This is a genomic window from Longispora albida DSM 44784, from assembly GCF_000379825.1.
Classification (GTDB): domain Bacteria; phylum Actinomycetota; class Actinomycetes; order Mycobacteriales; family Micromonosporaceae; genus Longispora; species Longispora albida.
The window spans coordinates 104,991-127,886 of sequence record NZ_KB903833.1 but is presented as its reverse complement, the minus strand read 5'-3'; the positions used below and the strand labels follow the sequence as shown (position 1 = coordinate 127,886).

Below are 22,896 nucleotides of genomic sequence, written 5' to 3'. Positions count from 1 at the left end.
TGTACCCCTCGCGCGCCTGCCCCGCGCAAATCCAGTTGCGTACCCGGCCGGATCGCCGGAGCCTGGCACGGTGCGTGATCTCTTCGCCAATCGGCGGTTCATGACCTTCTGGCTCGGCCAAGCCGTGAGCGTCCTCGGCGACGGCATGACCCCGATCGCGATGGCGACCCTGGTCCTCGCGCACTACGGGAAGTCGGCCTTCGGCCTCGTCCTGGCCTGCTACTCGGTCGGCTTCGCCGTCGCGACACTGTTCGGCGGGGTGATCGCCGACCGGTACTCGCGCACGCTCGTCATGGCGCTCGGTGACGCGATCCGGCTGTCCGTCGTCGTCGGCTACGTGCTGCTGGCCGGCAAGGCCCCGCTCGCCGTCCTCGGTACCCTCTCGGTGCTCGGCGGGCTCGGCTCCGCGCTGTACCTCCCGGCCTTCCGCGCCTCGCTGTCCCAGCTCCTCGAGCCCGAACAGCTCCGGCAGGCCAACGCGATGCAGGGCCTGCTCAACAAGGGCGCCTTCGCGCTCGGCGGCGCGCTCGCAGGCCTGCTGGTCGCCACGGTCGGCCCGAAGTGGGCGTTCGCGGTGGACGGGGCGACGTTCGCCATCTCCATCGTCACGCTGTTGTTCATCCGGCTGCCCCGCGTCGGGGAGCGTCCGTCGGGGGCCAACCCGTTCCGTGAGTTCTTCGGCGAGCTCGCCGACGGCGTCAGGGCCGTGTGGGCCCGGCCGTGGGTGGCCGTGGTGATGGGGCAGGGCACGGTACAGGTGCTCGCGGGATTCGCGCCGATCGCCGTGCTGCTGCCGATCGTGGCGCTCGACCGGTACGGGGCGGCGGGCTACGGGGCGCTCGCGTTCTGCCAGGGCGCGGGAAGCGTCGTCGGCTCGCTGCTGATGCTCAGGTACCGGCCGAAACTGCCCGGCCTGTCGGCCATGCACGCCGTGGCGCTCTTCGCCCCGATGTGCCTGGGCCTGGCCCTCCCGCTTCCACTGTGGATATACCTCGGCTTCCAGGTACTGGGCGCCGCCGGCATCTCCGTCTTCTTCGCCCTGTGGATCTCGGCCCTGCAGCAGGAGTTCCCGGCCGAGCTCCAGGGCAGGGTGTTCTCCCTCGACACTCTGCTGACCTTCGTGCTCAACCCGATCGGCCTCGCGCTCACCCCCTGGCTGGCCGGCGTGATCGGCGTCCCGGCTCTCGGGATCGGGGCCGCGATAGTGATCGTCTTCTTTTCCTATGTGGTACTCGTGGTGCCCGGCGTAGCGGCCTTCCGCACCCCTCCACATCCCTCCACCCCCGCCGCCAAACCCGCTCAGGAGCCCTCCCTCAGTAGCTGAAATTTCCCCAATATGGTGGTTTGACGGGCGGCGACACGCTGTCGATTAGCCGACCGCAACCGGCGGAACCCTTCTGCCCTCCACCCCCCTCCACCCCCTCTGACCTGGGCGTTTACCTGCCTTTCAGGTTCGGAGTGGGCTGTTTCGCCGTTGCAGGTGGAGGGAAGTGGAGTACAGTGGAGCGCATTGGCGGGGCTGGGAGGCTCTGCCGGTCACTCCGTCCCAGGGGCAGGGAGGTGCCGGATGTTCCTCGGCACGCACACCCCGCGCCTGGACGAGAAGGGCCGGCTGATCCTGCCGGCCAAGTTCCGGGATGAGCTCGCGGGAGGTCTCGTGATCACGAAAGGGCAGGAACACTGCCTCTACGTGTTCCCGATGGCTGAGTTCAAGCGGATCGCCGAGCAGCTGCACACCACGCCGATGACGCACAAGGCGGCTCGGGCGTACAGCCGGGTGTTCTTCGCCAGCGCGCACGACGAGGTGCCGGACAAGCAAGGCCGGGTCACAGTGCCCGTCCACCTGCGTAACTACGCGGGGCTCGACCGGGATCTGGTCGTGATCGGGGCGAGCAGCCGGGTGGAGATCTGGGACGCGGCGGCATGGGCGTCCTATCTCGAGGAAAGCGAAGACGATTTCGCCGACATCGAGGAGGGGGTGCTGCCCGGGGGGCTCTGACGCGAGCCGGGGACACAGTTTTCCCAGCGCGCGTCACACACGCCGTGAAGGCGCGGTGACCGTGCCGCGAGATTGCCTGGCGCCACTTCCCCGGCGCCAGGAAATCTCGCGGCACGGAGCCGAGGACAAGGGGGGTTGAGATGAAGGACCGCGCACCACGACGCCGGCCGGCCGAGGCCGCGGTGGAGCACACGCGAGGCACCCACGTGCCCGTCCTCCTCGACCGGATCCTCAGGATCCTGACCCCGTCCCTCGAAGGCCGCGAAGCCGTCTGCGTGGACGCCACTCTCGGGCTCGGTGGGCACACCGAGGCACTTCTCCAGGCATTTCCCCAGCTCACCGTCGTGGGCCTCGACCGTGACCCGGAAGCGCACCGTCGTTCCGCCGAGCGCCTCGCGCCCTTCGGCGACCGGTTCCGCCCGGTGCACGCGGTCTACGACGAGTTCACCAGCGTGCTCGACCGGCTCGGCTACGAGCGGATCGACGCGGCGCTCTTCGACCTCGGGGTGTCCTCACTGCAGCTCGACGAGGCCAGCCGTGGCTTCGCCTACGCGCAGGACGCCCCGCTGGACATGCGGATGGACCCGACCAGGGGCCGTACCGCAGAGGACATCGTCAACGAATACTCCGCCGGTGACCTGGCCCGGATCCTCCGGGTCTACGGCGAGGAGAAGTTCGCGTCCAGGGTAGCCGCCGCCATCGTGCGCGAGCGGAGCCGTGAGCGGCTGACCTCGTCGTCCCGCCTGGCCGAGCTGGTCCGCGAGTCGATTCCGGCCGCGGCCCGCCGGACGGGTGGGCATCCTGCGAAACGGACATTCCAAGCGCTTCGTATTGAAGTCAACGAGGAACTGTCCGCATTGGAAACGGCGCTGCCCGCCGCGCTCGACGCGCTGCGGCCCGGTGGCCGGATCGCGGTACTGGCGTATCACTCCTTGGAAGACCGCATCGTGAAACGGGAGCTGGTGGCGCGATCGCGTTCCACCAGCCCGCTGGACCTGCCGGTGGAGCTGCCTGAGGGCGCAGCCGAGTTCCGGCTTCTCACCCGGGGCGCCGAGCCGCCGTCGGAGGCCGAGATCGCAGAGAATCCGCGGTCGGCCTCCGCGAAGCTCCGCGCCGCCGAGCGCATTCGTTATTCGCCGGGCCGCGGGGGGCGGGCCGGCACAGGGGAGGACACCACATGAGCGCGGCCGTTGCGCGGAACATCCCGCCGGAAGACGATCACCCGCCGGTTGTACCGGCACGCCGGCCGACCAGGGCCGGCATCTCCGACCAGCCAGCACCCGCCCGCCGTGGCGGCCGCAGGCTGACCCTGGTCACAGAGGACATCGGCGACGAGTTCGCCGGAGTCGAGCCGGGCCGCCCGGCTCAAGCCAAGCCGAAGCCCAGGCAGCAAGCGCCGAAGGAGCCGGACAGCAGGGTACGCACGGAGGGGTCTGCGGCACTCAAGCCGAAGAAGGCCGAGCCGGAGCAGGCCAAGGCCGAGCCGGTGAAGGCCGCCGAGCTGACCCTGGCCCCGCCGGCCCCGGTCGCCACGGCCAGGATGCCGTTCGTCGTGCTCACCCTCGGGCTGATCGTCAGCGGCATCGTCGGCCTGCTCCTGCTCAACATCCAGATCAACCAGGACGCCTTCGAGCTCCAGCGGCTGCGCGACAAGCAGACCGAGCTGGACAGCCAGGAGCAGCAGCTCAACAAGGACCTGGCGAAGAAGGAGGCCCCGGGCAACCTGGCGGCCGAGGCTGCCAGGCTGGGCATGGTCCCGATCGGCAGCCCGGCGTACATCGTGCTCCCGGACGGCCGGACGATCGGCGTACCGCAGCCGGCGGGGCAGCCGAGGAGGTAACGGCAGGTGGCCACGGACCGGGGCAGGCCCAGAGAGCGCACGGAGCGGGACGGCAACGTCGTCCCGCTCCGCGGCCGTAGTGCCATGTCCGACGCCCGGCGGTACACGCCGCGGGCGAAGACGTTGCGCGAGGCCGGGGACGAGGCGCGTCCCCAGTTGCGGGTCGTGCCCGTGCCGGAGGAGGGGACGGCCGAGGCTCCGGCCCCGCCCGGCACACCGCCACCCAGGCCCCGCCCGGCCCGGCGCGGCCAGGGGGAGCAGCCTGAGCCGGCGGCGCGCAGGGCTCCGGCGGCCGGCCAGGGGAAGAAGGCAGCGGGTACACAGAAAAAGAAGGCAACGGCGCGCAAGCCCGGCAGGAAGCCGGTGCGTCTCGGGCCTGTGGCGAAGTGGCTCCTGGGCCGGGACGGGAAGAAGGCCCGGCTGACCGATCCGCGGCGCAGGCTCCGGCTGAGCGCTGCGCTGCTGCTCCTGCTGTTCGCGGCGGTGGGCGGCAGGCTGATCCACCTCCAGGTGACGAAGGCCGCGGAGTATTCGGCGAACGGCCTGGTGGGGCGGCTGGCGAAGCGGACGATCCCCGCGCCGCGCGGCCCGATCCTCGACCGCAAGGGCGCGGTGCTCGCGCACAGCGTCGAGGCGCGGCTGGTCTTCGCCGACCCGCCGCTCGTCGAGAACGTCTCCGAGGTGGCGGAGAAGCTGTCGCCGCTGCTCGCGATGTCCAAGACCGACCTGTGGCAGAAGCTCCAGGTGACCAAGCTGGACAACGGCCAGCCCAACCGGTACGTGGTGCTGCAGCGCGGCGCGGACATCAGCACGGGCGACGCGATCGAGGCGCTGAACCTGGCCGGTGTCGGCGTGCGGCGCGACTTCAAGCGCGAGATGCCGGGCAACGACCTCGCGGCCAACGTGGTGGGCCGGGCGGGCACCGACGGGCGCGGCCTCAACGGGCTGGAGTCCAGCCTGGACAGTTACCTCTACGGGCGAGACGGCACGGAGGAGTTCGAGGCGTACCGGGGCGAGCTGAAGATCCCCAGCGGCTTCTACCGGGAGACGCCGGCCAGGCCCGGCAGCACCGTGCAGCTCACGATCGACAACGATCTTCAGTTCCAGGCGCAGCAGATGCTGACCGAGAAGATGCTCAAGCACAACGCGAAGTTCGCCTGCGCTGTGGTGATGGATGTGAAGACCGGTGAGCTGCTCGCGCTGGCCAGCACGCCCGGCTACGACCTGGCCAACCCGCAGGACGAGCCGAAGCCGGACTCGTGCACCCAGGTCGCGGTGGAGCCCGGTTCGGTGCACAAGGCGATCACGATCGGCGGGGCGCTCCAGGAGGGCGTGGTCAAGCCCGACGACCTGATCTTCACCGAGCCGACGATCCGCAAGGGCGACACGACGTACGAGGACACGCACTGGCACGACCCGAAGAACATGACACTGCCGGGCATCTTCGCGCACTCCAGCAACGTCGGCACGATCCACATCGCCGACAAGCTCGGACCGCAGAAGCTGTACGAGTACCAGCAGCGCTTCGGGCTGGGCAAGAAGACCGGCCTGGGCCTGCCCGGCGAGTCGCCCGGCCTGGTCCAGCCGCCGGAGAACTGGTCGGGCAGCAGCTCGGGCTCGATCCCGATCGGCCACGGCGTCTCGGTCACGCCGATCCAGATGACGGCGGCGTACGCGGCGATCGCCAACGACGGGGTGTACGTCCAGCCGCACCTCGTCGCCTCGACCACCGCCTCCGGCGGCAAGCCGAAGCCCGTCGTCCTCAACCCGTCCCACAGGGTCCTCGACCCGCAGCACGCCAAGGAGCTGCGGACGATGATGGAGGCCGTGACCTCCCAGAACGTGGATGGCGCGACCGGCAAGGGCGCCGCGATCGCCGGGTACCGGGTGTCCGGCAAGACCGGCACCGGCAAGCTCGTCGGCCCCGACGGCAAGTACGCGCCGGGCGAGGTGGCCTCCTTCGTCGGCATGGCCCCGGCGGAGGCGCCCCGGTACGTGGTGGCCGTGTTCGCGTACTCCCCGGGCGGGGAGGGCGGGACGATCGCTGCCCCGGTTTTCAAGGATGTGATGCGTTCCACCCTGCTCCGGTACGCTGTGCCCCCGTCTGAGGGTAAAGCACCGGATTTCAAGGTGTACGGCTAGCGGCCGGGTGTGGTGCTGCGTGGCGATGTCGCACACGGCGGGTAGGGTGCGGGGCTGTGCCTGGCTACCCGCGTCCTGAGAAGAATCGCCCGGTGGATCTCGCCGGGATCGCCGCCGTCCTCGGCCTGACCGCCCCGGCTGGTGTGGCCGTCAGCGGAGTGACCCTGGCGAGCGGAGAGGTGCGGCCCGGTGACCTGTACGCGGCGCTGCCCGGCGCGAACAGGCACGGCGCGGAGTTCGCCGCCCAGGCCCGCGAGGCCGGGGCAGTGGCTGTCCTGACCGACCCCGCCGGGGCGGAGCGGGCCGGTGACCTGCCGGTGCTCGTGGTCGAAGACCCGCGTGCCGTCCTCGGCGCCGTCTCGTCCTTCGTCTACGGCGACCCGAGCAGCGAGCTGATCATGCTCGGCGTGACCGGGACGGCGGGGAAGACCTCCACGGCGTACCTGCTGGAGTCCGGCCTGCGCGCCGCGGGCCACGTCACCGGCATGGTCGGCTCGGTGGAGACCCGGCTGGGCGAGGAGGTCGTGGAGAGCACCCGCACCACGCCAGAGGCCCCGGCGCTCCAGGGCCTGCTGGGCCGGGCCGTGGAGCTGGGCGTGACGGCCGTGGCGATGGAGGTGTCCAGCCACGCGCTGAAGCTGGGCCGGGTGGAGGGCGTGCGGTACAAGGTCGCCGGGTACACCAACTTCGGCATGGACCACCTCGACCTGCACCACACCGTCGAGGACTACTTCGCTTCCAAGGCCCGCCTGTTCGACGGCCGCTCCGAGCGCGCCGTCCTCAACTACGACGACCCCGCGCTCCGTCCACTGGTGACGGACGGGACGGTCACGTACTCGGCTGCGGGCGACGCGGCGGCCACCTGGTACGCCACGGACATCTCCGGTACCGGCTACGAGCAGAAGTTCACGGCCAACGGCCCCGCTGGAGCTGTCCAGGCCGGCGTCCGGCTCCCCGGCCGGCACAACATCTCCAACGCGCTGCTCGCCATCGCGATGCTCACTGAGGCCGGCGTCGACCCCGTCGTCGCGGCGGCGGGCGTCGCGGCCTGTGCGGGTGTCGCTGGCCGGCTGGAGTGCGTCGCCGAGCGCCCGGTGCTCGGCGTCGTCGACTACGCGCACAAGCCCGACGCGATCCGCGCCGCGCTGGCCGCGCTGCGTGAGGTCACCGAGGGCCGCCTGATCTGCGTGATCGGCGCTGGTGGCGACCGGGACCGCGCCAAGCGCCCGGTCATGGGCGAGGCGGCCGCGACCGGTTCCGACGTCGTGATCGTCACCGACGACAACCCGCGCGGCGAGGACCCGGCGGTCATCCGGGCCGAGGTCATCGCCGGGATTTCCGGTAGCTGCGTGGAGGTGCCCGGCCGCCGGGCCGCCATCGAGGAAGCCGTCCGGATCGCCAGGCCCGGCGACACGATCGCACTGCTCGGCAAGGGCCACGAACGCGGCCAGGAGGTCGCGGGGGAGATCCTGCCGTTCGACGACCGGATCGAGCTGGCGGCAGCCCTCCAGGCCCGTTCCGGCGGCGCGCAGTGACTGACCACGACCGGCACGCCGTGACCACCGACCACGACCCTCGGGCCGCAGGAGCAAGCCTTTGATCCCCATGACCCTCGCCGACGCCGCCGCCGTCATGGGCGGTGTCCTGCACGACGCCGACCCGGAAACGCTGGTCACCGGCACCGCCGAGCACAACTCGCAGGCCGTGACGCCCGGCGGGCTGTTCGTCGCCATCGCCGGCGCCCGGTTCGACGGGCACGACTTCGCCGAGCAGGCCATCCACAGTGGAGCGGCCGCCGTCGTCGCCACGCGTCCCGTCGGTGTCCCGGCGATCGTCGTCGGCGACCCGGAGATCGCGGTCGGGCGGCTCGCCGCCGAGCTGGTCCGCCGCCACGGCGACCTGACGATCGTCGGCGTGACCGGTTCCTCGGGCAAGACGACGACCAAGGACCTGATCGCGGGGCTGCTGCGTACCCTCGGCCCGACTGTCGGCCCGCCCGGCAGCCCGAACAACGAGCTGGGCTTCCCGTGCGCGGTGCTGAAGGCCACGGCGGAGACCCGGTTCCTCGCGATGGAGTACGGCTCGCGAGGCGTCGGCCACATCGAGTACCTGTGCCGGATCGCCCAGCCGCGGATCGCCGCCGTGCTCAACGTCGGCGTCGCCCACCTCGGTGCGTTCGGCTCGGCTGACGTGATCGCCGAGGCCAAGTCCGAGCTGGTCGCGGCGCTCCCGGAGGACGGCCTGGCGATCCTGAACGCCGACGACCACCGGGTCCGCGCCATGGCTGGCCGCACCAAGGCCCGCGTCGTGCTCGTCGGCGAGGCCCCGGACGCGGACATCCGCGCGGAGGACGTCACCGTGGACGATCGCGGCCGGCCCAGCTTCACGCTGGTCACGCCGGAGGGCTCCGCGCCCGTGACGCTCGCCGTCTCCGGCCGTCACCAGGTAGGCAACATGCTGGCGGTGGCCGCGATCGGCCGCGAGCTCGGCATGAGCACCGAAACCCTGGCTGGCGTGTTGCCGGGGCTGCGGTTAGTCTCCGCCAGACGGATGGACGTGTTCGACTCCGGCGGGGTCACGGTCATCGACGACTCGTACAACGCCAATCCCGCTTCAATGGCGGCGGCGCTGCGCGCGCTGGCCGACATCGGCAGGGGCCGGCGGAGCTGGGCGGTGCTGGGCTACATGGCCGAGCTGGGCGACGCGGAACGCGAGGGCCACCTGGAGACGGGCAGGCTGGCCGCCGAGCTGGGCGTCAGCCGGGTCCTCGCCGTGTCGGCCGAGGCCGCTGGCATCGCCGAGGGTGCGGGAGGAGAGGCTGTGCTGCTGCAAGACCAGGAAGCCGCGATCGCTGTGCTCCGCGCGGAGCTGCGGCCGGGCGACGTGGTGCTGGTGAAGGGTTCCCGCTATCGGACCTGGCAGGTCGCTGACGCGCTCCGGGAAGGAATCACGGCGTGAGAGCCGTTATCATCGCGGCGTTTGTCGCGTTTGTACTGTCGCTGCTGGCCACCCCTTTCGCCGTGCGGGTGTTCCGCGCGCTGAAGGCCGGCCAGCCGATCCGCGAGATCGGCCCGGCCACCCACCTCGGCAAGCGGGGCACGCCGACGATGGGCGGCGTGGTCTTCATCCTGGCCACCGTGATCGCCTACGGCGTGGGTCACCTGGTCAGCATCGGCCTGCCAGAGTCGGCGGGCCGCCCGAAGAACATCACGATGACGGGCATCGTGCTGCTGGGCCTGTTCGTCTGCTGTGGGCTGGTCGGCTTCCTCGACGACTGGATGAAGGTCAAGAAGAAGAACTCCGCCGGGCTCAACAAGCGGGGCAAGCTGATCGGCCAGGTGCTGGTCGGCGCGTTCTTCGGCATCCTCGCGCTCAACTTCCCCCGGGTGCTGGAGCGCGGCAACCAGATCTACGAGCTGACAGTCGGCAGCGAGTACCTGTCGCTGGCCCGTGACGTGGAGTGGATGAGGACCGGCACGATCGTCGCCGTCGTCATCTTCATCTTCGTGATCATGTCGACCAGTAACGCGGTGAACCTGACCGACGGGCTCGACGGCCTGGCGACCGGCGCGTCGATCCTGGTCCTCATGGCGTACACGATGATCGCCTTCTGGCAGTACCGGCACTGGTGCCCCGACTACCCGCCGGCCCGCCAGGGCGAGGCCTACTGCTACGTCACCCGGGATCCGCTGGAGATCGCGATGGTCGCCGCCGCGGCGGCCGGCGCGCTGCTCGGCTTCCTGTGGTGGAACACGTCCCCGGCCCGGATCTTCATGGGCGACACGGGCGCGCTGGCGCTGGGCGGCCTGATCGGCGGCATGGCGATGGCGACCCGCACGGTGCTGCTGCTGCCGATCCTCGGGTTCCTGTTCGTCATCATCACGATGTCGGTGGTGCTCCAGATCATCTCGTTCCGGACCACCGGTAAACGGATCTTCCGCATGTCACCCCTCCAGCATCATTTCGAGCTGAAGGGCTGGAGCGAGGTCAACATCGTCGTCCGGTTCTGGATCATCGCCGGGCTGGGTGTGCTGGTCGCGCTGGGCGTGTTCTACGCCGACTTCATCAAGGCCGAGGGCTGAGCATGGGTGACTGGCTGGCGGTGTCCGGGGGCCAGGGCAAGACGGGTACCGCCCGGCTGCTCGCCCCGATGCTCGACGCCGCCGGCCTGCGCCTCACCGTCACCGAGCTGACCGCGGGCGACACCTGCGAGAGCGCCCCGCTGGCCGGGGTCTGGCTCAACGGCGACCGGCACCCGGCGGCCTGGCAGGGCGGGATCGCTGTCGGCTTCCTCGACGAGCCGGAGGTGGCGGCGGCCCTGGCCGCCCACCCCGGCCGCACGATCGGCTTCACCCTCGACATCCCGCCGAGCGGCTGTGTGGGCCTCGTCGAGGACATCCTGGTCGACCGGACGGGCGAGGGCGACGCCACGGAGCTGGGCGTCCTGGCTGACCTGCACCCGGAGACCGTGCACGACATCGTCAACGCCCTGGCCGCGGCCTCCCTCGCCCTGGCCTGCGGGGCCGGCCCGGACGCGATCAGGGCGGGCCTGCGGGCACATCGCACCTGACGGTGCCACAGACAGCGTGAGAGGTGATCCGTGACGACTGCTTCCGCCCGCCCGGCCACGCCCCTCGCCGCGTGGCGCGGCCTGCTCGCCCGCCCGCTGGCGTCGTACTACCTGCTGCTCGCCAGCGTCGGCCTGCTGGTCGCGATCGGGCTCGTGATGGTCTTCTCGGCGACCAGCGTCACGGCGTACGTCAAGTCGGGCAACGCGTTCGCCGTGGTCACCAAGCAGGCCACCTGGGCCGTCCTCGGCCTGATCGGCTTCTGGCTGTTCCAGCGGCTGCCCGTCCGCACGTACCGGGCGCTCGGCACGCCACTCGTCATCGTCGCCATCTGCGTGCAGGCGTTCATGTTCGTCGGCGGGCTGATGGGGGGCAAGCTGTCGTTCGGCGGGATCCAGGTCGACGCGCAGGGCATCTGGCTCCACATCGGATCGATGCAGGTCCAGCCGGCGGAGTTCGCGAAGCTGGCGCTGGTGCTGTGGGCCGCCGAGCTGCTCGTACGCAAGCGTGACGTGCTCGACCAGCCGAAGGAGCTGGCGGCCCCGCTGTTCCCGGTGGCAGGCCTCCTGCTGGGCCTCGTCGGGTACCACGACCTCGGCACGATGCTGTGCATGCTCGCCACGTTCGGAGCCCTGCTGTGGATCGGCGGTGTCCGGCTGCGCATCCTGGGCCTGCTGCTCGCGACGTGCACGGCCGCGATCCTCGCCCTCATCTGGCTGATCCCCTCCGACTACCGCGAGGCCCGGCTCAAGTCCTTCTGGCACCCAGAGCTGGACCCGACGGAGACCGGCCTACAGGCCATGCAGTCCTACTACGCGATCGGCCGCGGCGGCTGGTTCGGCGTGGGCCTCGGCGCGAGCAGCCTCAAGTGGGGGTACCTGCCGGAGGAGGCCAACGACTTCATCTACGCCGTGATCGCCGAGGAGCTGGGCGTCGTCGGCTGCGCGGTCGTGCTGGCGCTGTTCGGCGTGCTCGCCTACGCCGGCCTGCGGATCGCCCGCCGGGTGGCCGACCCGTTCCGGCGGCTCGCCGCGGGGTCGGCGACGATCTGGCTGGCCGGGCAGGCCATCCTGAACATGTGCGTGGTGATCGGCCTGGTCCCGATCACCGGGGTCACCCTGCCGTTCATCTCGGCTGGCGGGAGTTCCCTGGTGGTCTCGCTGGCGGCGGTCGGGATGCTCGCCTCCTTCGCCAGGGCCGAGCCCGAGGCTGCGGCTGCCCTGCACGCCCGGCCGCCCGGGAAGTGGGGACGACTACTCTGGGCTCCGCTGCCCCCGTTGCCCGGTAACGGCGCGGACCGGGCGGCGCCCAGGCAGCGCAGCGGTACATCTTCGAAGGGTCGGTCATGAGGTCAGTGGTTCTCGCTGGTGGTGGCACGGGCGGGCACATCTATCCGTTGCTCGCGTTCGCTGACTGCCTGCGGCGGCATGACCCGGGGATCAGGATCACCTGCCTCGGCACGCCGAAGGGCCTGGAGAACGAGCTGATCCCGGCCGCGGGTTACGACCTGCGGACGGTGCCGGCTTACCAGCTGCCCCGCTCGGTCAACCTGGACCTGGTGAAGACCCCGCCGCGGATGTGGCGGGCGATGCAGGCCACCAAGGCGATCTTCGACGAGGTGAAGGCTGAGGCCGTGGTCGGCTTCGGCGGCTACGTCGCCGTCCCCGCGTACCTCGCCGCGTGGCGCCGCAAGACCCCCGTCGTCATCCACGAGGTCAACGTGCCCCCGGGTGTCGCGAACAAGCTGGGCATGAAGGTCGGCGGCCACCTGGCCCTCGGCTTCCCCGGCCAGGCCGCGGCGCTGCCCGAGCTGGGCGGCCGGGTGGTCGGCGTGCCGCTGCGCAGGTCCATCGCGACCCTGGACCGCCAGGCCCGCCGCGCGGAGGCCCGCCGCTACTTCGGCCTGGACCCGGACCGCCCGACGCTGTTCGTCTTCGGTGCCTCGCAGGGCGCCCGCCAGATCAACCTGGCCGTCGCGGGTGCCGCCCGGGCCATCACCAACGCCGGCTTCCAGATCCTCCACATCATTGGCGCCCGCCAGGAGGAGCCGCTGGAGATCCCCACCGGCCTGGCGGCACCGTACGTCACTGTGGACTTCCTCAAAGAGATGGAACTGGGTTACGCGGCCGCGGACATGGTGCTCTGCCGTGGCGGGGCACTGACGGTCGCCGAGGTGACCACTGTCGGCCTGCCAGCCATCTACGTACCCCTGCCCTACGGCAACGGCGAGCAGCGCCGGAACGCCCTCCCGGTCGTGGAGGCCGGCGGTGGCCTGATCGTCGACAACGCCGAGTGCACGCCCGACTGGGTGGCCCGGAACATCATCCCGCTGCTGTCCGACCCGCACCGGCTGGTGGCGATGGGGCAGGCGGCTTCCGGGTACGGCAGGCGCGACGGCGACGAGCAGCTGCGCAACTACGTGCTGGAGGTGGCGGCGCGATGAAGGAGATGCATTCGCTGATCGACGACGGCGTGACCGCCGAGGATCTCGGCCGGGTGCACCTGATCGGGGTCGGCGGCGTCGGCATGAGCGGCCTGGCCCGCCTGCTGCTCACCCGGGGCGTCCCGACCTCCGGCAGCGAGCTGCGCGAGTGGCCGTCGCTGGCCGGGCTCCGCGCCCTCGGCGGCACGATCCACATGAGCCACGTCCCGGAGAACCTCGACGACGTCGACACGGTCGTCTACTCGACGGCCATCCCGGACGATCACCTGGAGATGGTCGAGGCGCGCCGCCGTGGCCTGCGCCTGCTGCACCGTTCCGAGGCCCTGGCTGCCGCGATGACGGGCCGGCGGACGATCGCCGTGGCCGGCACGCACGGCAAGACCACCACGACCTCCATGTCGACGCTGGTCCTCCAGCACTGCGGCCAGGACCCGTCGTTCTTCATCGGCGGCGAGTCCTCGGAGACCGGTTCGAACGGCCACCACGGCTCGGGGCAGTACTTCGTCGCGGAGGCCGACGAGAGCGACCGCTCCTTCCTCCGCTACCGCCCGTTCGTCTCGATCATCACCAATGTGGACGCCGACCATCTCAACACGTACGGCGACCTCGACGGCCTGACCGAGGGCTTCATGGACTTCGCCCGGTGCACGACGCCGGACGGTTTCGTGGTGACGTGCGCCGACGACTCGCGCTGCCGGGAGCTGGCTGGCCGGCTCGTCGCCGAGGGCCGGACGGTCTACACGTACGGCCTCGCCGAGGACGCCCACCTGCGGATCGCCGAGATCGCGTCGGGCAGTTCCGGTGTCCGCTACTTCGCGTGGCTGGACGGCCGCCCGCTCGGCGAGATCAGCGTGCCGACTCCCGGCCACCACATGGCTCTCAACTCGGCGGCCGGTGTCCTCACCGCGCTCCGGCTCGGCCTGCCGGAGGAGTGCGTCGTGGAGGCCCTGGCCGGCTTCCCCGGTGTCCGCCGCCGCTTCGAGCTGAAGGGCATCGCGGCCGGCGTCCGGGTGTACGACGAGTACGCCTACCACCCGACCTCGATGGACGCCGCGATCCGCACGCTGCGCGGGGTCGCCGGCGACGGCCGCCTGATCGTCGTCTTCCAGCCCTACCGGGTGTACCGGACGCGTGACTTCGAGACCGAGATCGCCGCAGCCCTCGCGCTCGCCGACCAGGCGATCGTGATGGAGGTGTTCGGCCCGGGCGAGGTACGCGAGCCGGGCGAGGGCGGCGCGTCCCTCACCCACGCGGTCGGGCTCCCCGCCGCCGACAAGGTCTTCGTCCCGTCCTGGCAGGACGTGCCAGCCGAGGTAGCGCTCCGGGCCCGTGAGGGCGACGTCGTGGTCACGATGGGCGCCCCGCCGATCGCCCTGATGGGCGACGAACTCCTGACTGCCCTGGCCGAGTCGGCCGCGGCCGAAGAGAAGAGCGACTAGGGCGTGGCCCGGCGCTGGCAGCTGGTCAGGGCCAGGCGGGAGGCGCTGCCGTCCTCTGTGCGCCGGTTCGCGGCCCGGGCGCGGCAGCGGCGGATCAACACCGCCAAGCCGTGGCTGGTCGCCGCCGGGGTGCTGGCCGTCCTCGCTCTGCTGGCCTGGGGGGTGTACGGCAGCCCGCTGCTGTCCGTCTCCGAGGTCGAGGTGGTGGGGGCCAGGATCCTGAGCAAGGAGCAGGTCCGGGGCGCGGCGCGGGTGCCGCTGGGTACACCCTTGGCGCGGATCGACACCGACGGCATCGGGAAGCGGGTGGGCACACTGGCCCCGGTGGCCAGGGTGGACGTGTCGCGATCGTGGCCGAGCACCGTGGTGGTGACAGTCACAGAGCGCCAGGGCACGGCGGTGGTGCAGCAGCCGAGCGCTTTCGCGGTGCTCGATCACGAAGGCGTTCTGTTCCAGATCACCCCGGCCCGTCCCGAGGGCCTGCCGTTGCTGAAGCTGGCGAACCCCGCCCGGGCCGACCCGTCCACAAAGGCGGCTCTGCGGGTACTCGCCGCGCTGACCCCGGAGCTGAAAGCCCAGCTCGACGTCCTCGAAGCCGAATCAGTGACAAGAATCCAGCTTGGACTCAAAGGTGGCCGTAAAGTGATCTGGGGCGATGCGGAGTCCAATGAGAAGAAGGCGACGGCCGCTACGGTACTTCTCGGCAAACCGGGTAAGACCATCGATGTCAGTGCGCCTGATTTTCCCGTGACCCGATGATCGCCCGTAATTGTCAAGAACAAGATCCGCGACACGCCGCAGAATGTCTTTGGTTTGCGGCACGATGGGGAATACGTTCCGGGCCAGAACGTGAAGTTGACATAACCGTAAGTCTCTAGTAGAGGGTTAGAGTTCTGCCCTCCGCGCTGCTCATCCAGCAGATCAACACGAAGGGGGAGGCAGGCCGATGACGACTCCGCACAACTACCTCGCGGTCATCAAGGTTGTCGGGATCGGCGGGGGCGGCGTCAACGCCGTCAACCGGATGATCGAAGTCGGCCTCAAGGGCGTCGAGTTCATCGCGATCAACACCGACGCTCAGGCACTGCTGATGAGCGACGCCGACGTCAAGCTCGACGTCGGCCGCGAGCTGACCCGGGGCCTTGGGGCTGGCGCGAATCCTGATGTCGGCAAGAAGGCCGCGGAGGATCACCGCGACGAGATCGAAGAAGTCCTCAAGGGCGCCGACATGGTCTTCGTGACCTGCGGCGAGGGCGGCGGCACGGGCACCGGCGGCGCGCCGGTCGTCGCGAGCATCGCCCGCAAGCTCGGCGCGCTGACCATCGGCGTCGTGACCAGGCCGTTCTCGTTCGAGGGCAAGCGCCGCCAGGTGCAGGCCGAGTCGGGAATAGACGATCTGCGCAACGAGTGCGACACCCTGATCGTCATTCCGAACGACCGGCTGCTCGCCCTGGGCGACCGCTCGATGTCCATGATGGACGCCTTCCGGCAGGCCGACCAGGTCCTGCTGTCCGGTGTCCAGGGCATCACGGACCTGATCACCACGCCGGGCCTGATCAACCTCGACTTCGCCGACGTGAAGAGCGTCATGAGCGGCGCGGGCAGTGCCCTGATGGGCATCGGCTCGGCTCGTGGCGACTCCCGGGCGATCGAGGCGGCCCAGCACGCGATCTCCAGCCCGCTGCTGGAGCAGAGCATGGACGGCGCGCGTGGCGTGCTGCTGTCCATCGCGGGCGGTTCCGACCTGGGCCTGTTCGAGATAAACGACGCGGCGCAGCTCGTCACCGACGCGGCGCACCCCGACGCGAACATCATCTTCGGCGCGGTCATCGACGACGCGCTGGGCGACGAGGTCCGGATCACCGTGATCGCCGCGGGCTTCGACGGCGGCAGCCCCGCCTACAAGCCGGCCGAGGCTGTCCGCAAGGTCCCGGTGGAGCAGGCGGCCCCGCCGCAGCAGTCGGCGCCGCGCCCGGTCACCCCGGTGACCCCGACGCCGGCCCCGCGCCGGGTGCTGTTCGATGACGTGGACGTCCCCGACTTCCTCAAGAACGGCGCATAACCCCTTCAATGCACAAAGATCTTTCTGGTACCGGCAACGAGGCATCCGTTCACGACCCGGCCAGGCGCGCTGCACTGAGCGACGCGCTTGGCCGGGTTCGTGAGCTGGTCGCCGACGCCTGCAAGGCAGCGTCCCGCGAGCCGGACGAGGTCACACTGGTCGCGGTCACCAAGACGTACCCGGCCAGCGACGTCCTGCACCTCGCGGCCCTGGGCGTGGCCGACGTCGGCGAGAACAAGGACGCCGAGGCCGCTCCCAAGGCCGCGCACGTGTCCGATGTGCTCGGCGGGGCCGGCCCGCGCTGGCACTTCATCGGGCAGCTCCAGCGGAACAAGGCGAAGTCCGTTGTGGAGTACGCCAGCTGCGTCCACTCGGTGGACCGTGAGCCGCTGGTGACAGCCCTGGCCGGCGCTGTGCAGCAGAAGCGCCCTGACCGGCCACTCGACGTGCTGCTCCAGGTGAGCATCGACGGCGACCCGGCCAGGGGCGGGGTCGCGATCCCGGACCTCGAAGCCCTGGGCGCCGCCGTCGCCGCCCGGCCGGAGCTGAACCTCCGGGGCCTGATGGCCGTGGCCCCGCTGGACTGGGAGCCCGAGCGGGCCTTCGCCGTCCTGGCTGAGGCCGCCTCGGCGTTTCGTGTCAGATATCCGACAGCGACCCTGCTCTCGGCGGGGATGAGCGGCGATCTTGCCGAGGCCATCGCGTACGGCGCGACACACGTGCGTGTTGGCAGCTTATTGCTCGGAAGCCGGCCATCCGCTGGGTTAGCCTGAGTGAGCATCGAATCACATCGGTGTGATTTGGTGCTCTCGGGACCAGCGGGGGCCGTAAGCGAAGGGGGAGACGCTATGGGTGCGCTGCGGAAGGCCGGCGTCTGGCTCGGCCTCATCGAGGACGACGACGAGCGCTACGAGACCGACGACGACAGCCGGTACAGCGAGCGCAGGCCGAACTCCCGCGACCGCGACCACGAGCGTCACGACTACGAGTACGAGGACGCCGAGCCCGCCGAGGAGCCGGAGATCGACGCGCCACGGTTGCGCGCGGCAGCCGCCGCGGCCGAGACCCGTGCTGAGCGGGCGAGCCTGCGCTCCCTCGGCGGCCAGGGCGGCCGGGGCACCGTCACGACTCTCACCCAGGACAACCTCGCCCTCGCTCCGCAGGTACAGCTCAGGGAGCGCGCCGTGGTCGCAGAGGACGACGAGTCCGGCTACCGGATCATGACGCTGCACCCCACGACGTACAACGAGGCACGCACGATCGGGGAGCGGTTCCGGGACGGTACTCCCGTGATCATGAACCTCACGGAGATGGACGAAGCGGACGCCAAGCGGCTTGTCGACTTCGCGGCAGGGCTGGCCTTCGGCCTCCGGGGTACGATCGAGCGCGTCACCAACCGGGTGTTCCTGCTCTCACCGGCCAACGTCACAGTCACGGCTGAGGACAAGGCGAAGATCGCTGAGGGCGGGTTCTTCCACCAGAGCTGAAGCGGGGCGCGCCACTCGTGTTCTCGACCCTGATGCAGGTCGTCTACCTGCTCATCTACGGCTTTTTCCTCTTCCTCATGGCCAGGCTTGTCCTAGATTGGGTGCGTGCCTTCGCGCGGCGCTGGCACCCCGGACGCGGGGCGGCCGCCGCGATGGAATGCGTGTGGAGCGTCACTGAACCGCCCCTTCGGGCGTTGAGGCGAGTGATCCCACCGCTGAGGATTGGTACGGTGAGCGTGGACCTGGCCTTCCTAGCTCTGCTCGTTATCGTGTTAGTGCTCTTGCATCTTGTAGTAGGGCCTCTGGTCCGGGGGGCGTAGCCTCTCAGACCGTGTGACCGCGCGGCCTCAACTGACCCGAGGAGTTCCGATGCCGCTGACCCCGGCCGATGTGCACAACGTCGCGTTCAAGAAACCCCCGATCGGCAAGCGGGGGTACGACGAGGACGAGGTTGACGCCTTCCTCGACGAGGTGGAGCGCGAGCTCGCCCGCCTCATCGAGGAGAACACCGACCTCCGTGCCCAGTCCTCCGGTCGGCCGGCTCCGGCCGCCGGTGGTGGCGCGCCGGACCCGCGTCTCGTCGCCGAGCTCAACGACATGAAGGCTCAGCTCGAGCACGCCCAGCGCGAGCGGGCCAGTGCCGAGCAGGCCGCCCGGTCGATGCAGCAGGAGCTGGAGCAGATGGGCGCCGCCGGCGCCGGTGGTGGCGACGCTGGTGAGCAGCAGGCCCTCCGGGTGCTGATGATGGCCCAGCGCACCGCCGACGACCACGTCGCCGACGCGCGCCGTGAGGCGGACAAGGTCCTCGCCGAGGCCCGTGCGAAGGCCGACGAGGTCACCCGCGACGCCCGTGGCAAGGCCGAGGCGCTCGAGCGCGACGCCCGCCAGCGTCACCAGGAGGCCATGGGCGGCCTGGAGACCAAGCGCAACGCCCTCCAGAAGCACCTGGAGGAGCTGAAGGCCTTCGAGCGCGAGTACCGTACGCGCCTCAAGGCGTACCTGGAGAGCCAGCTGCGCGACCTGTCCGGCAAGGGCCAGGGCCTCGAGGACGAGCTTGCTCGCGCCGAGGGTGGCCGGGCCAACGGCACCACCGGTGGCGGGCTCGCCGCGGCGGGCCTGACCGGCGGGTACACCGCTGGGCGTAACGGGCTCGACGGCTCCGGCCGCTAGCCGAGGCAGGCCCGGCCAGCGGGAGGGTGAGCGGTGATCATCGCAGGTGTACTGCTCACCATCGGCGCGGCCGTGCTCGTCGGGTTCGGGCTCGTTCTCGCGTCCAACCTGCTGCTGTTCAGCGCGATCGCCGTGTGCGCGGCGGCGGCTGCCCTGATCTATCTCGGATCACGGCAGGCCGCGGCCGGCCAGGTCCCCCGGCGGCGCGCTCTTCCGGAACACTCGCCGGAACACGCGTACGAGGCCAAGGTGAGCCAGGCACACCGCCTGGCCGCCGCCCGTACGGTCAGCCCGCCCCTGCTCGGCGCCGAGCCCGAGGGGGACGACGAGGAGCCGGACGACGACGATCCGACTCCGCCGCTCGGCAGCCCCGTCTTCACGCGCACCCCAGCGCACGCTGTGCCGGAGTCCCGCACAGCGCCGGCCGAGGAGATCCCGGCCGCCATCCCCGCCGGCCATCTCGGCGGTACCTCGTTCAGCTCGCAGCCGGTCGTGCCTGCGGCCAGGGAGCCGCACCACGCCGACCCGTCCGACGAGCCTGATGCCCAGGACGTGCCGCCGGCCCTGCTCGGCAGGCTGTCCCGGATGACGATCGAGGTGCTGGTGATCGACGGCCGCCCCCGGTACCACCTCGCGGACTGTGCCCACCTCGACGGCCGGGAGCCGGAGCCGCTGCCGGTGGGGGAGGCCCAGGCGCTCGGGTTCACGCCGTGCGCCCTGTGCGAGCCTGCCAGCACTCTGTCGGGCCCCTAGTGGCCGTGACCCTCGCCGTCCGGGTCAAGCCGGGCGCCTCGCGGACGAAGGCCGGTGGGCGGTACGAGGGCTCGCACGGCCCGGCGCTCGTGGTGGCCGTGTCGGCCCCTGCGGTCGACGGCCGGGCCACCGAGGCCGTGCTCCGTGCCGTCGCCGAGGCCTTCGGCCTGCGGAAGTCAGCTGTCACATTGCGGACTGGACACACGAGCCGCGACAAGCTACTCCAGATCGATCCCGAGCCGCAGGACTTCGCCGCCCGGCTCGCGGCCCTGCTCGGCTGACAAACCCGGCTGTTTGCCGCCCGGTTTGGGGGAGCTGGGCGTAATATTCTAAAAACGCGCGGACAGGTGTGGCGTGTTTGTGGCTCGGCGTTTCGTTACGTATTCTTGCCACCCTCTGGAGTGCGCGGCGCCGGTTGCCGCGTGCCCATTTTTCGCATTAGGGGGTGTGATGGCCGGGCGTACGGGGGCGACGCGGAAGACCCCAGCGGCGGCGGAGGCTGATCAGCCCGCCACCCAGGACGCGGCCGCCCCGGCGAGGAAGAGCACCGCGGCGAAGGCCGGTACGGGGAAGAAGAGCGCTGCGGCCGGGCAGGCCCCTGCGGTGGAGCAGGCCGCCGCACCCAAGAAGACCGTGAAAGCCGTGAAGGCCGCGAAGACGGCGAAAGCTGTGAAGGAGCCCGAGCCGGCCGCGACGGCCGATGCCCCGGTGAAAGCAACGGGACGCCCGGCGAAGAAGGCGGCGAAAACGGCCGTGACCAGCGGCGGAAATGCCGCTGACGGCGCGCCGTCCGCGACCGGGAGCGCTCCGAACAACACTCGAACGTCGAACGCCGGTAGGAAGACTGCGCCCGGCGTTGCAATCGTCGAAGATGCCAAGTCTCCGCAGCCGGCGGAGGCGGGCGAGATGGGTAAAGGTACTGCGAAGACCACCCCGGCACGGGCCGGGGTGCCCCCCGTTCAGGCACAGCAGACCGCCGCCAAGACCGCGGCCGAGGGAGCGACGATGGCCAAGCCAGCCGAGACGAGCACGGCCACCAAGAGCGTGGCCGGGAAGAGCACGGTCAAGGCTCCGCGCGCACATGCCAGGAGCGCGGCGGAGACCGACAAGATCCGGGCGGTGCTCACCGAGCGGTTGCAGGAGTTGCAGGCCGAGTACGACCAGATGCTCGCCGAGATGGGCGAGATGCAGCGCGAGCGCCTGACCGACTCCGCAGGTGACGACCAGGCGGACACCGGCACGAAGACCTTCGAGCGGGAGCAGGAGATCTCTCTCGCCAACAACCTGCACGAACGTGTGATCCAGCTGGAGCGGGCGCTCGAGCGGGTCGACGACGGCGGGTACGGCATGTGTGAGAAGTGCGGTAACCCCATTCCGGTCGAACGCCTGGCCGCTTTCCCGTCAGCTACCTTGTGTGTGACGTGTAAGCAGCTAGAGGAGCGGCGCTGAACACCCCAGACACACACAGTCCGGTACTTGAGGTACAGAGCAGGCGCCGTCCGCTCGCCTGGCTGGTCGCCATCGCCCTCGTGGTGCTGGCGATCGACCTGGGCAGCAAGATGTGGGCCCTCGCCGAGCTGGCCGACCGCGAACCGGTCAGGCTGCTCGGCGGCGCGCTGTACCTGAGCTTCGCGCGGAACACCGGAGCGGCGTTCAGCCTCGGCAGCGGGTACACCCTGGTGCTGACGCTGATCTCGGTGACGGTGGTCGGCGTGATCATCCGGTTCGCCAGTAAGCTGCGCTCGCTGCCCTGGGGCGTGTCCCTCGGCCTGATCCTGGGCGGGGCGACCGGCAACCTGGTGGACCGGTTCTTCCGTGATCCGGGGTTCCTGCGCGGCGCGGTGATCGACTTCTTCAGCCTGTTCGACCCGTACGGGCAGGTGTGGCCGATCTTCAACGTCGCGGACATGGCACTGGTGACGGGTGTCGCGCTGGCCGTGCTGCTGGAGCTGACCGGGCGGCGGATCGACGGCACGCGCGCCGTGAAGGAACGCAAGACCGCCGGCCCCGGTACGCGAGATAAGGCGGAACAAGCATGACCAGCAGGACCCTTCCCGTACCCGACGGGCTGGACGGCCTGCGCCTCGACCAGGCCGTGTCCCGGCTGACGGGCCTGTCCCGTACCGTGGCCGCCGACCTGGCGGAAGAGGGCAACATCCTCCTCGACGGCGCGGTGGCCGGTAAGTCGGAGAAGGTCAGGGCTGGTTCCTGGCTGGAGGTCACGCTGCCGCCGCCCCCGGCGCCGGTGACGATCGTGGCCGAGCGGATCGACGGCCTGGCCGTGGTCTACGACGACGAGGACATCGTGGTCGTGGACAAGCCGGTCGGCGTGGCGGCCCACCCGAGCCCCGGCTGGACGGGCCCGACGGTGATCGGCGGGCTGGCCGGCATGGGGTACCGGATCTCGACGAGCGGGGCTGCCGAGCGGCAGGGCGTCGTGCACCGGCTCGACGTCGGCACGACGGGCCTGATGGTCGTGGCGAAGAGCGAGCACGCGTACACCGTCCTCAAGCGAGCGTTCAAGGAGCGCACGGTCGAGAAGCGGTACCACGCGGTGGTGCAGGGTCATCCCGACCCGTCGCGGGGCACGATCGACGCCCCGATCGACCGGCACCCGAGCGCCGACTACAAGTGGGCCGTGATGTCCGGCGGCAAGCCGAGCGTCACGCACTACGACACGATCGAGGCGTTCCCTGCCGCGAGCCTGCTCGACGTCAAGCTGGAGACGGGCCGGACGCACCAGATCCGCGTGCACTTCTCGGCGCTGCGGCACCCGTGTGTCGGCGACCTGACCTACGGCGCGGACCCGACGCTGTCGGCCCGGCTCAAGCTGGACCGGCAGTGGCTGCACGCCCGGACGCTCGGGTTCGATCACCCGAGCACCGGGGATTACGTTGAGTTCGTGAGCGACTACCCTGAGGATCTGGGGCGGGCACTGAGCATCCTGCGCGGTGACGGCCTCTAGAGGTCCTGCCGCGCTGCGGCGGCGCTGC

At 70.7% G+C, this 22,896-nt stretch carries 24 protein-coding genes; 23 read left to right on the top strand and 1 reads right to left on the bottom strand.

The window, feature by feature from the left end; translation table 11 throughout:
* Positions 1 to 70: 70 nt before the first annotated feature.
* The 20 genes from A3G1_RS0118135 to A3G1_RS0118040 all read left to right on the top strand — a co-directional run bounded on the left by A3G1_RS0118135 (position 71) and on the right by A3G1_RS0118040 (position 20,184).
* Entirely contained in the window at positions 71 to 1,324 is a 1,254-nt protein-coding gene (locus A3G1_RS0118135; protein ID WP_018350898.1) for an MFS transporter, read from the top strand.
* Positions 1,325 to 1,567: 243 nt separating this feature from the next.
* Positions 1,568 to 1,999: a division/cell wall cluster transcriptional repressor MraZ gene (mraZ, locus tag A3G1_RS0118130; protein WP_018350897.1), complete on the top strand. Its 432-nt coding sequence runs from the start codon at positions 1,568 to 1,570 to the stop codon at positions 1,997 to 1,999.
* Positions 2,000 to 2,139: 140 nt separating this feature from the next.
* Complete coding sequence (gene rsmH, locus A3G1_RS0118125) at positions 2,140 to 3,180, top strand: 16S rRNA (cytosine(1402)-N(4))-methyltransferase RsmH (RefSeq protein ID WP_018350896.1); 1,041 nt, start codon at positions 2,140 to 2,142, stop codon at positions 3,178 to 3,180.
* Complete coding sequence (ftsL, locus tag A3G1_RS38690) at positions 3,177 to 3,839, top strand: cell division protein FtsL (RefSeq protein WP_018350895.1); 663 nt, start codon at positions 3,177 to 3,179, stop codon at positions 3,837 to 3,839. Before rsmH ends, ftsL begins: the two co-directional genes overlap by 4 nt.
* A gap of 6 nt (positions 3,840 to 3,845) precedes the next feature.
* On the top strand, positions 3,846 to 5,981 hold the full coding sequence (locus A3G1_RS35430; protein ID WP_245563524.1) for a peptidoglycan D,D-transpeptidase FtsI family protein: 2,136 nt from the start codon (positions 3,846 to 3,848) through the stop codon (positions 5,979 to 5,981).
* Positions 5,982 to 6,073: 92 nt separating this feature from the next.
* Entirely contained in the window at positions 6,074 to 7,516 is a 1,443-nt protein-coding gene (locus A3G1_RS0118110; RefSeq protein ID WP_018350893.1) for a UDP-N-acetylmuramoyl-L-alanyl-D-glutamate--2,6-diaminopimelate ligase, read from the top strand.
* Between the two features lie 61 nt (positions 7,517 to 7,577).
* The gene (locus A3G1_RS0118105) at positions 7,578 to 8,939 is read left to right on the top strand and encodes a UDP-N-acetylmuramoyl-tripeptide--D-alanyl-D-alanine ligase (RefSeq protein ID WP_026212256.1); all 1,362 of its coding nucleotides are present in this window, start codon (positions 7,578 to 7,580) and stop codon (positions 8,937 to 8,939) included.
* Positions 8,936 to 10,063 carry a phospho-N-acetylmuramoyl-pentapeptide-transferase gene (gene mraY, locus A3G1_RS0118100; RefSeq protein WP_018350891.1) on the top strand — a complete coding sequence of 376 codons (1,128 nt, stop codon included), beginning with the start codon at positions 8,936 to 8,938 and terminating at the stop codon, positions 10,061 to 10,063. The genes A3G1_RS0118105 and mraY overlap by 4 nt, the downstream gene beginning before the upstream one ends.
* Before the next feature lie 2 nt (positions 10,064 to 10,065).
* Positions 10,066 to 10,551, top strand: a complete 486-nt coding sequence (locus A3G1_RS0118095) for a Mur ligase family protein (RefSeq protein WP_018350890.1) — start codon at positions 10,066 to 10,068, stop codon at positions 10,549 to 10,551.
* A 30-nt stretch (positions 10,552 to 10,581) separates the two neighbouring features.
* Positions 10,582 to 11,898 (top strand): FtsW/RodA/SpoVE family cell cycle protein, encoded by a 1,317-nt coding sequence (locus A3G1_RS0118090; RefSeq protein WP_018350889.1) that lies wholly within the window; start codon positions 10,582 to 10,584, stop codon positions 11,896 to 11,898.
* Positions 11,895 to 12,992 carry an undecaprenyldiphospho-muramoylpentapeptide beta-N-acetylglucosaminyltransferase gene (gene murG, locus A3G1_RS0118085; protein ID WP_040478796.1) on the top strand — a complete coding sequence of 366 codons (1,098 nt, stop codon included), beginning with the start codon at positions 11,895 to 11,897 and terminating at the stop codon, positions 12,990 to 12,992. Before A3G1_RS0118090 ends, murG begins: the two co-directional genes overlap by 4 nt.
* Positions 12,989 to 14,431: a UDP-N-acetylmuramate--L-alanine ligase gene (gene murC / locus A3G1_RS0118080; protein WP_018350887.1), complete on the top strand. Its 1,443-nt coding sequence runs from the start codon at positions 12,989 to 12,991 to the stop codon at positions 14,429 to 14,431. The genes murG and murC overlap by 4 nt, the downstream gene beginning before the upstream one ends.
* 3 nt (positions 14,432 to 14,434) lie before the next feature.
* Positions 14,435 to 15,190, top strand: coding sequence for a cell division protein FtsQ/DivIB (locus A3G1_RS0118075; RefSeq protein WP_018350886.1), 756 nt, complete (start codon positions 14,435 to 14,437; stop codon positions 15,188 to 15,190).
* Positions 15,191 to 15,377: 187 nt separating this feature from the next.
* Positions 15,378 to 16,493 (top strand): cell division protein FtsZ, encoded by a 1,116-nt coding sequence (gene ftsZ / locus A3G1_RS0118070; RefSeq protein ID WP_018350885.1) that lies wholly within the window; start codon positions 15,378 to 15,380, stop codon positions 16,491 to 16,493.
* Positions 16,494 to 16,501: 8 nt separating this feature from the next.
* Positions 16,502 to 17,266: a YggS family pyridoxal phosphate-dependent enzyme gene (locus tag A3G1_RS0118065; RefSeq protein WP_018350884.1), complete on the top strand. Its 765-nt coding sequence runs from the start codon at positions 16,502 to 16,504 to the stop codon at positions 17,264 to 17,266.
* A 75-nt stretch (positions 17,267 to 17,341) separates the two neighbouring features.
* Positions 17,342 to 17,980 (top strand): cell division protein SepF, encoded by a 639-nt coding sequence (locus A3G1_RS0118060; protein WP_018350883.1) that lies wholly within the window; start codon positions 17,342 to 17,344, stop codon positions 17,978 to 17,980.
* A 17-nt stretch (positions 17,981 to 17,997) separates the two neighbouring features.
* Positions 17,998 to 18,300, top strand: coding sequence for a YggT family protein (locus tag A3G1_RS0118055; protein ID WP_018350882.1), 303 nt, complete (start codon positions 17,998 to 18,000; stop codon positions 18,298 to 18,300).
* 49 nt (positions 18,301 to 18,349) lie between these two features.
* Positions 18,350 to 19,150 carry a DivIVA domain-containing protein gene (locus A3G1_RS0118050; RefSeq protein WP_018350881.1) on the top strand — a complete coding sequence of 267 codons (801 nt, stop codon included), beginning with the start codon at positions 18,350 to 18,352 and terminating at the stop codon, positions 19,148 to 19,150.
* 33 nt (positions 19,151 to 19,183) lie between these two features.
* Positions 19,184 to 19,903, top strand: a complete 720-nt coding sequence (locus A3G1_RS38685) for a hypothetical protein (RefSeq protein ID WP_018350880.1) — start codon at positions 19,184 to 19,186, stop codon at positions 19,901 to 19,903.
* Positions 19,903 to 20,184, top strand: a complete 282-nt coding sequence (locus tag A3G1_RS0118040) for a DUF167 domain-containing protein (RefSeq protein WP_018350879.1) — start codon at positions 19,903 to 19,905, stop codon at positions 20,182 to 20,184. The genes A3G1_RS38685 and A3G1_RS0118040 overlap by 1 nt, the downstream gene beginning before the upstream one ends.
* A gap of 222 nt (positions 20,185 to 20,406) precedes the next feature.
* Here A3G1_RS0118040 and A3G1_RS0118035 read toward each other — a convergent pair whose 3' ends face one another.
* Positions 20,407 to 20,718 (bottom strand): hypothetical protein, encoded by a 312-nt coding sequence (locus tag A3G1_RS0118035; protein ID WP_157641216.1) that lies wholly within the window; start codon positions 20,716 to 20,718, stop codon positions 20,407 to 20,409.
* Positions 20,719 to 20,908: 190 nt separating this feature from the next.
* On the opposite strand from A3G1_RS0118035, the gene A3G1_RS0118030 reads away from it, so the two are divergent.
* Genes A3G1_RS0118030 through A3G1_RS0118020 form a run of 3 tightly spaced genes read left to right on the top strand, consistent with a single transcriptional unit; the run spans position 20,909 to position 22,868 of the window.
* A complete protein-coding gene (locus tag A3G1_RS0118030; protein WP_026212255.1) occupies positions 20,909 to 21,352 on the top strand; it encodes a TraR/DksA family transcriptional regulator in 444 nt (147 codons plus the stop codon).
* Positions 21,349 to 21,942 (top strand): signal peptidase II, encoded by a 594-nt coding sequence (gene lspA / locus A3G1_RS35420; protein WP_051110580.1) that lies wholly within the window; start codon positions 21,349 to 21,351, stop codon positions 21,940 to 21,942. The genes A3G1_RS0118030 and lspA overlap by 4 nt, the downstream gene beginning before the upstream one ends.
* Positions 21,939 to 22,868 carry an RluA family pseudouridine synthase gene (locus A3G1_RS0118020; RefSeq protein ID WP_018350875.1) on the top strand — a complete coding sequence of 310 codons (930 nt, stop codon included), beginning with the start codon at positions 21,939 to 21,941 and terminating at the stop codon, positions 22,866 to 22,868. The genes lspA and A3G1_RS0118020 overlap by 4 nt, the downstream gene beginning before the upstream one ends.
* Positions 22,869 to 22,896 lie beyond the last annotated feature (28 nt).

Excerpts from the sequence above, each read along its gene's own strand:
- A3G1_RS0118030 (WP_026212255.1), top strand. The coding sequence starts at position 20,909 with ATGGCCAAGCCAGCCGAGACGAGCACGGCCACCAAGAGCGTGGCCGGG.
- murC (WP_018350887.1), top strand. The coding sequence starts at position 12,989 with ATGAAGGAGATGCATTCGCTGATCGACGACGGCGTGACCGCCGAGGAT.
- A3G1_RS0118095 (WP_018350890.1), top strand. The coding sequence starts at position 10,066 with ATGGGTGACTGGCTGGCGGTGTCCGGGGGCCAGGGCAAGACGGGTACC.
- ftsL (WP_018350895.1), top strand. The coding sequence starts at position 3,177 with ATGAGCGCGGCCGTTGCGCGGAACATCCCGCCGGAAGACGATCACCCG.
- A3G1_RS0118020 (WP_018350875.1), top strand. The coding sequence starts at position 21,939 with ATGACCAGCAGGACCCTTCCCGTACCCGACGGGCTGGACGGCCTGCGC.
- A3G1_RS0118065 (WP_018350884.1), top strand. The coding sequence starts at position 16,502 with ATGCACAAAGATCTTTCTGGTACCGGCAACGAGGCATCCGTTCACGAC.
- A3G1_RS0118060 (WP_018350883.1), top strand. The coding sequence starts at position 17,342 with ATGGGTGCGCTGCGGAAGGCCGGCGTCTGGCTCGGCCTCATCGAGGAC.
- mraZ (WP_018350897.1), top strand. The coding sequence starts at position 1,568 with ATGTTCCTCGGCACGCACACCCCGCGCCTGGACGAGAAGGGCCGGCTG.
- rsmH (WP_018350896.1), top strand. The coding sequence starts at position 2,140 with ATGAAGGACCGCGCACCACGACGCCGGCCGGCCGAGGCCGCGGTGGAG.
- ftsZ (WP_018350885.1), top strand. The coding sequence starts at position 15,378 with ATGACGACTCCGCACAACTACCTCGCGGTCATCAAGGTTGTCGGGATC.
- murG (WP_040478796.1), top strand. The coding sequence starts at position 11,895 with ATGAGGTCAGTGGTTCTCGCTGGTGGTGGCACGGGCGGGCACATCTAT.
- A3G1_RS0118050 (WP_018350881.1), top strand. The coding sequence starts at position 18,350 with ATGCCGCTGACCCCGGCCGATGTGCACAACGTCGCGTTCAAGAAACCC.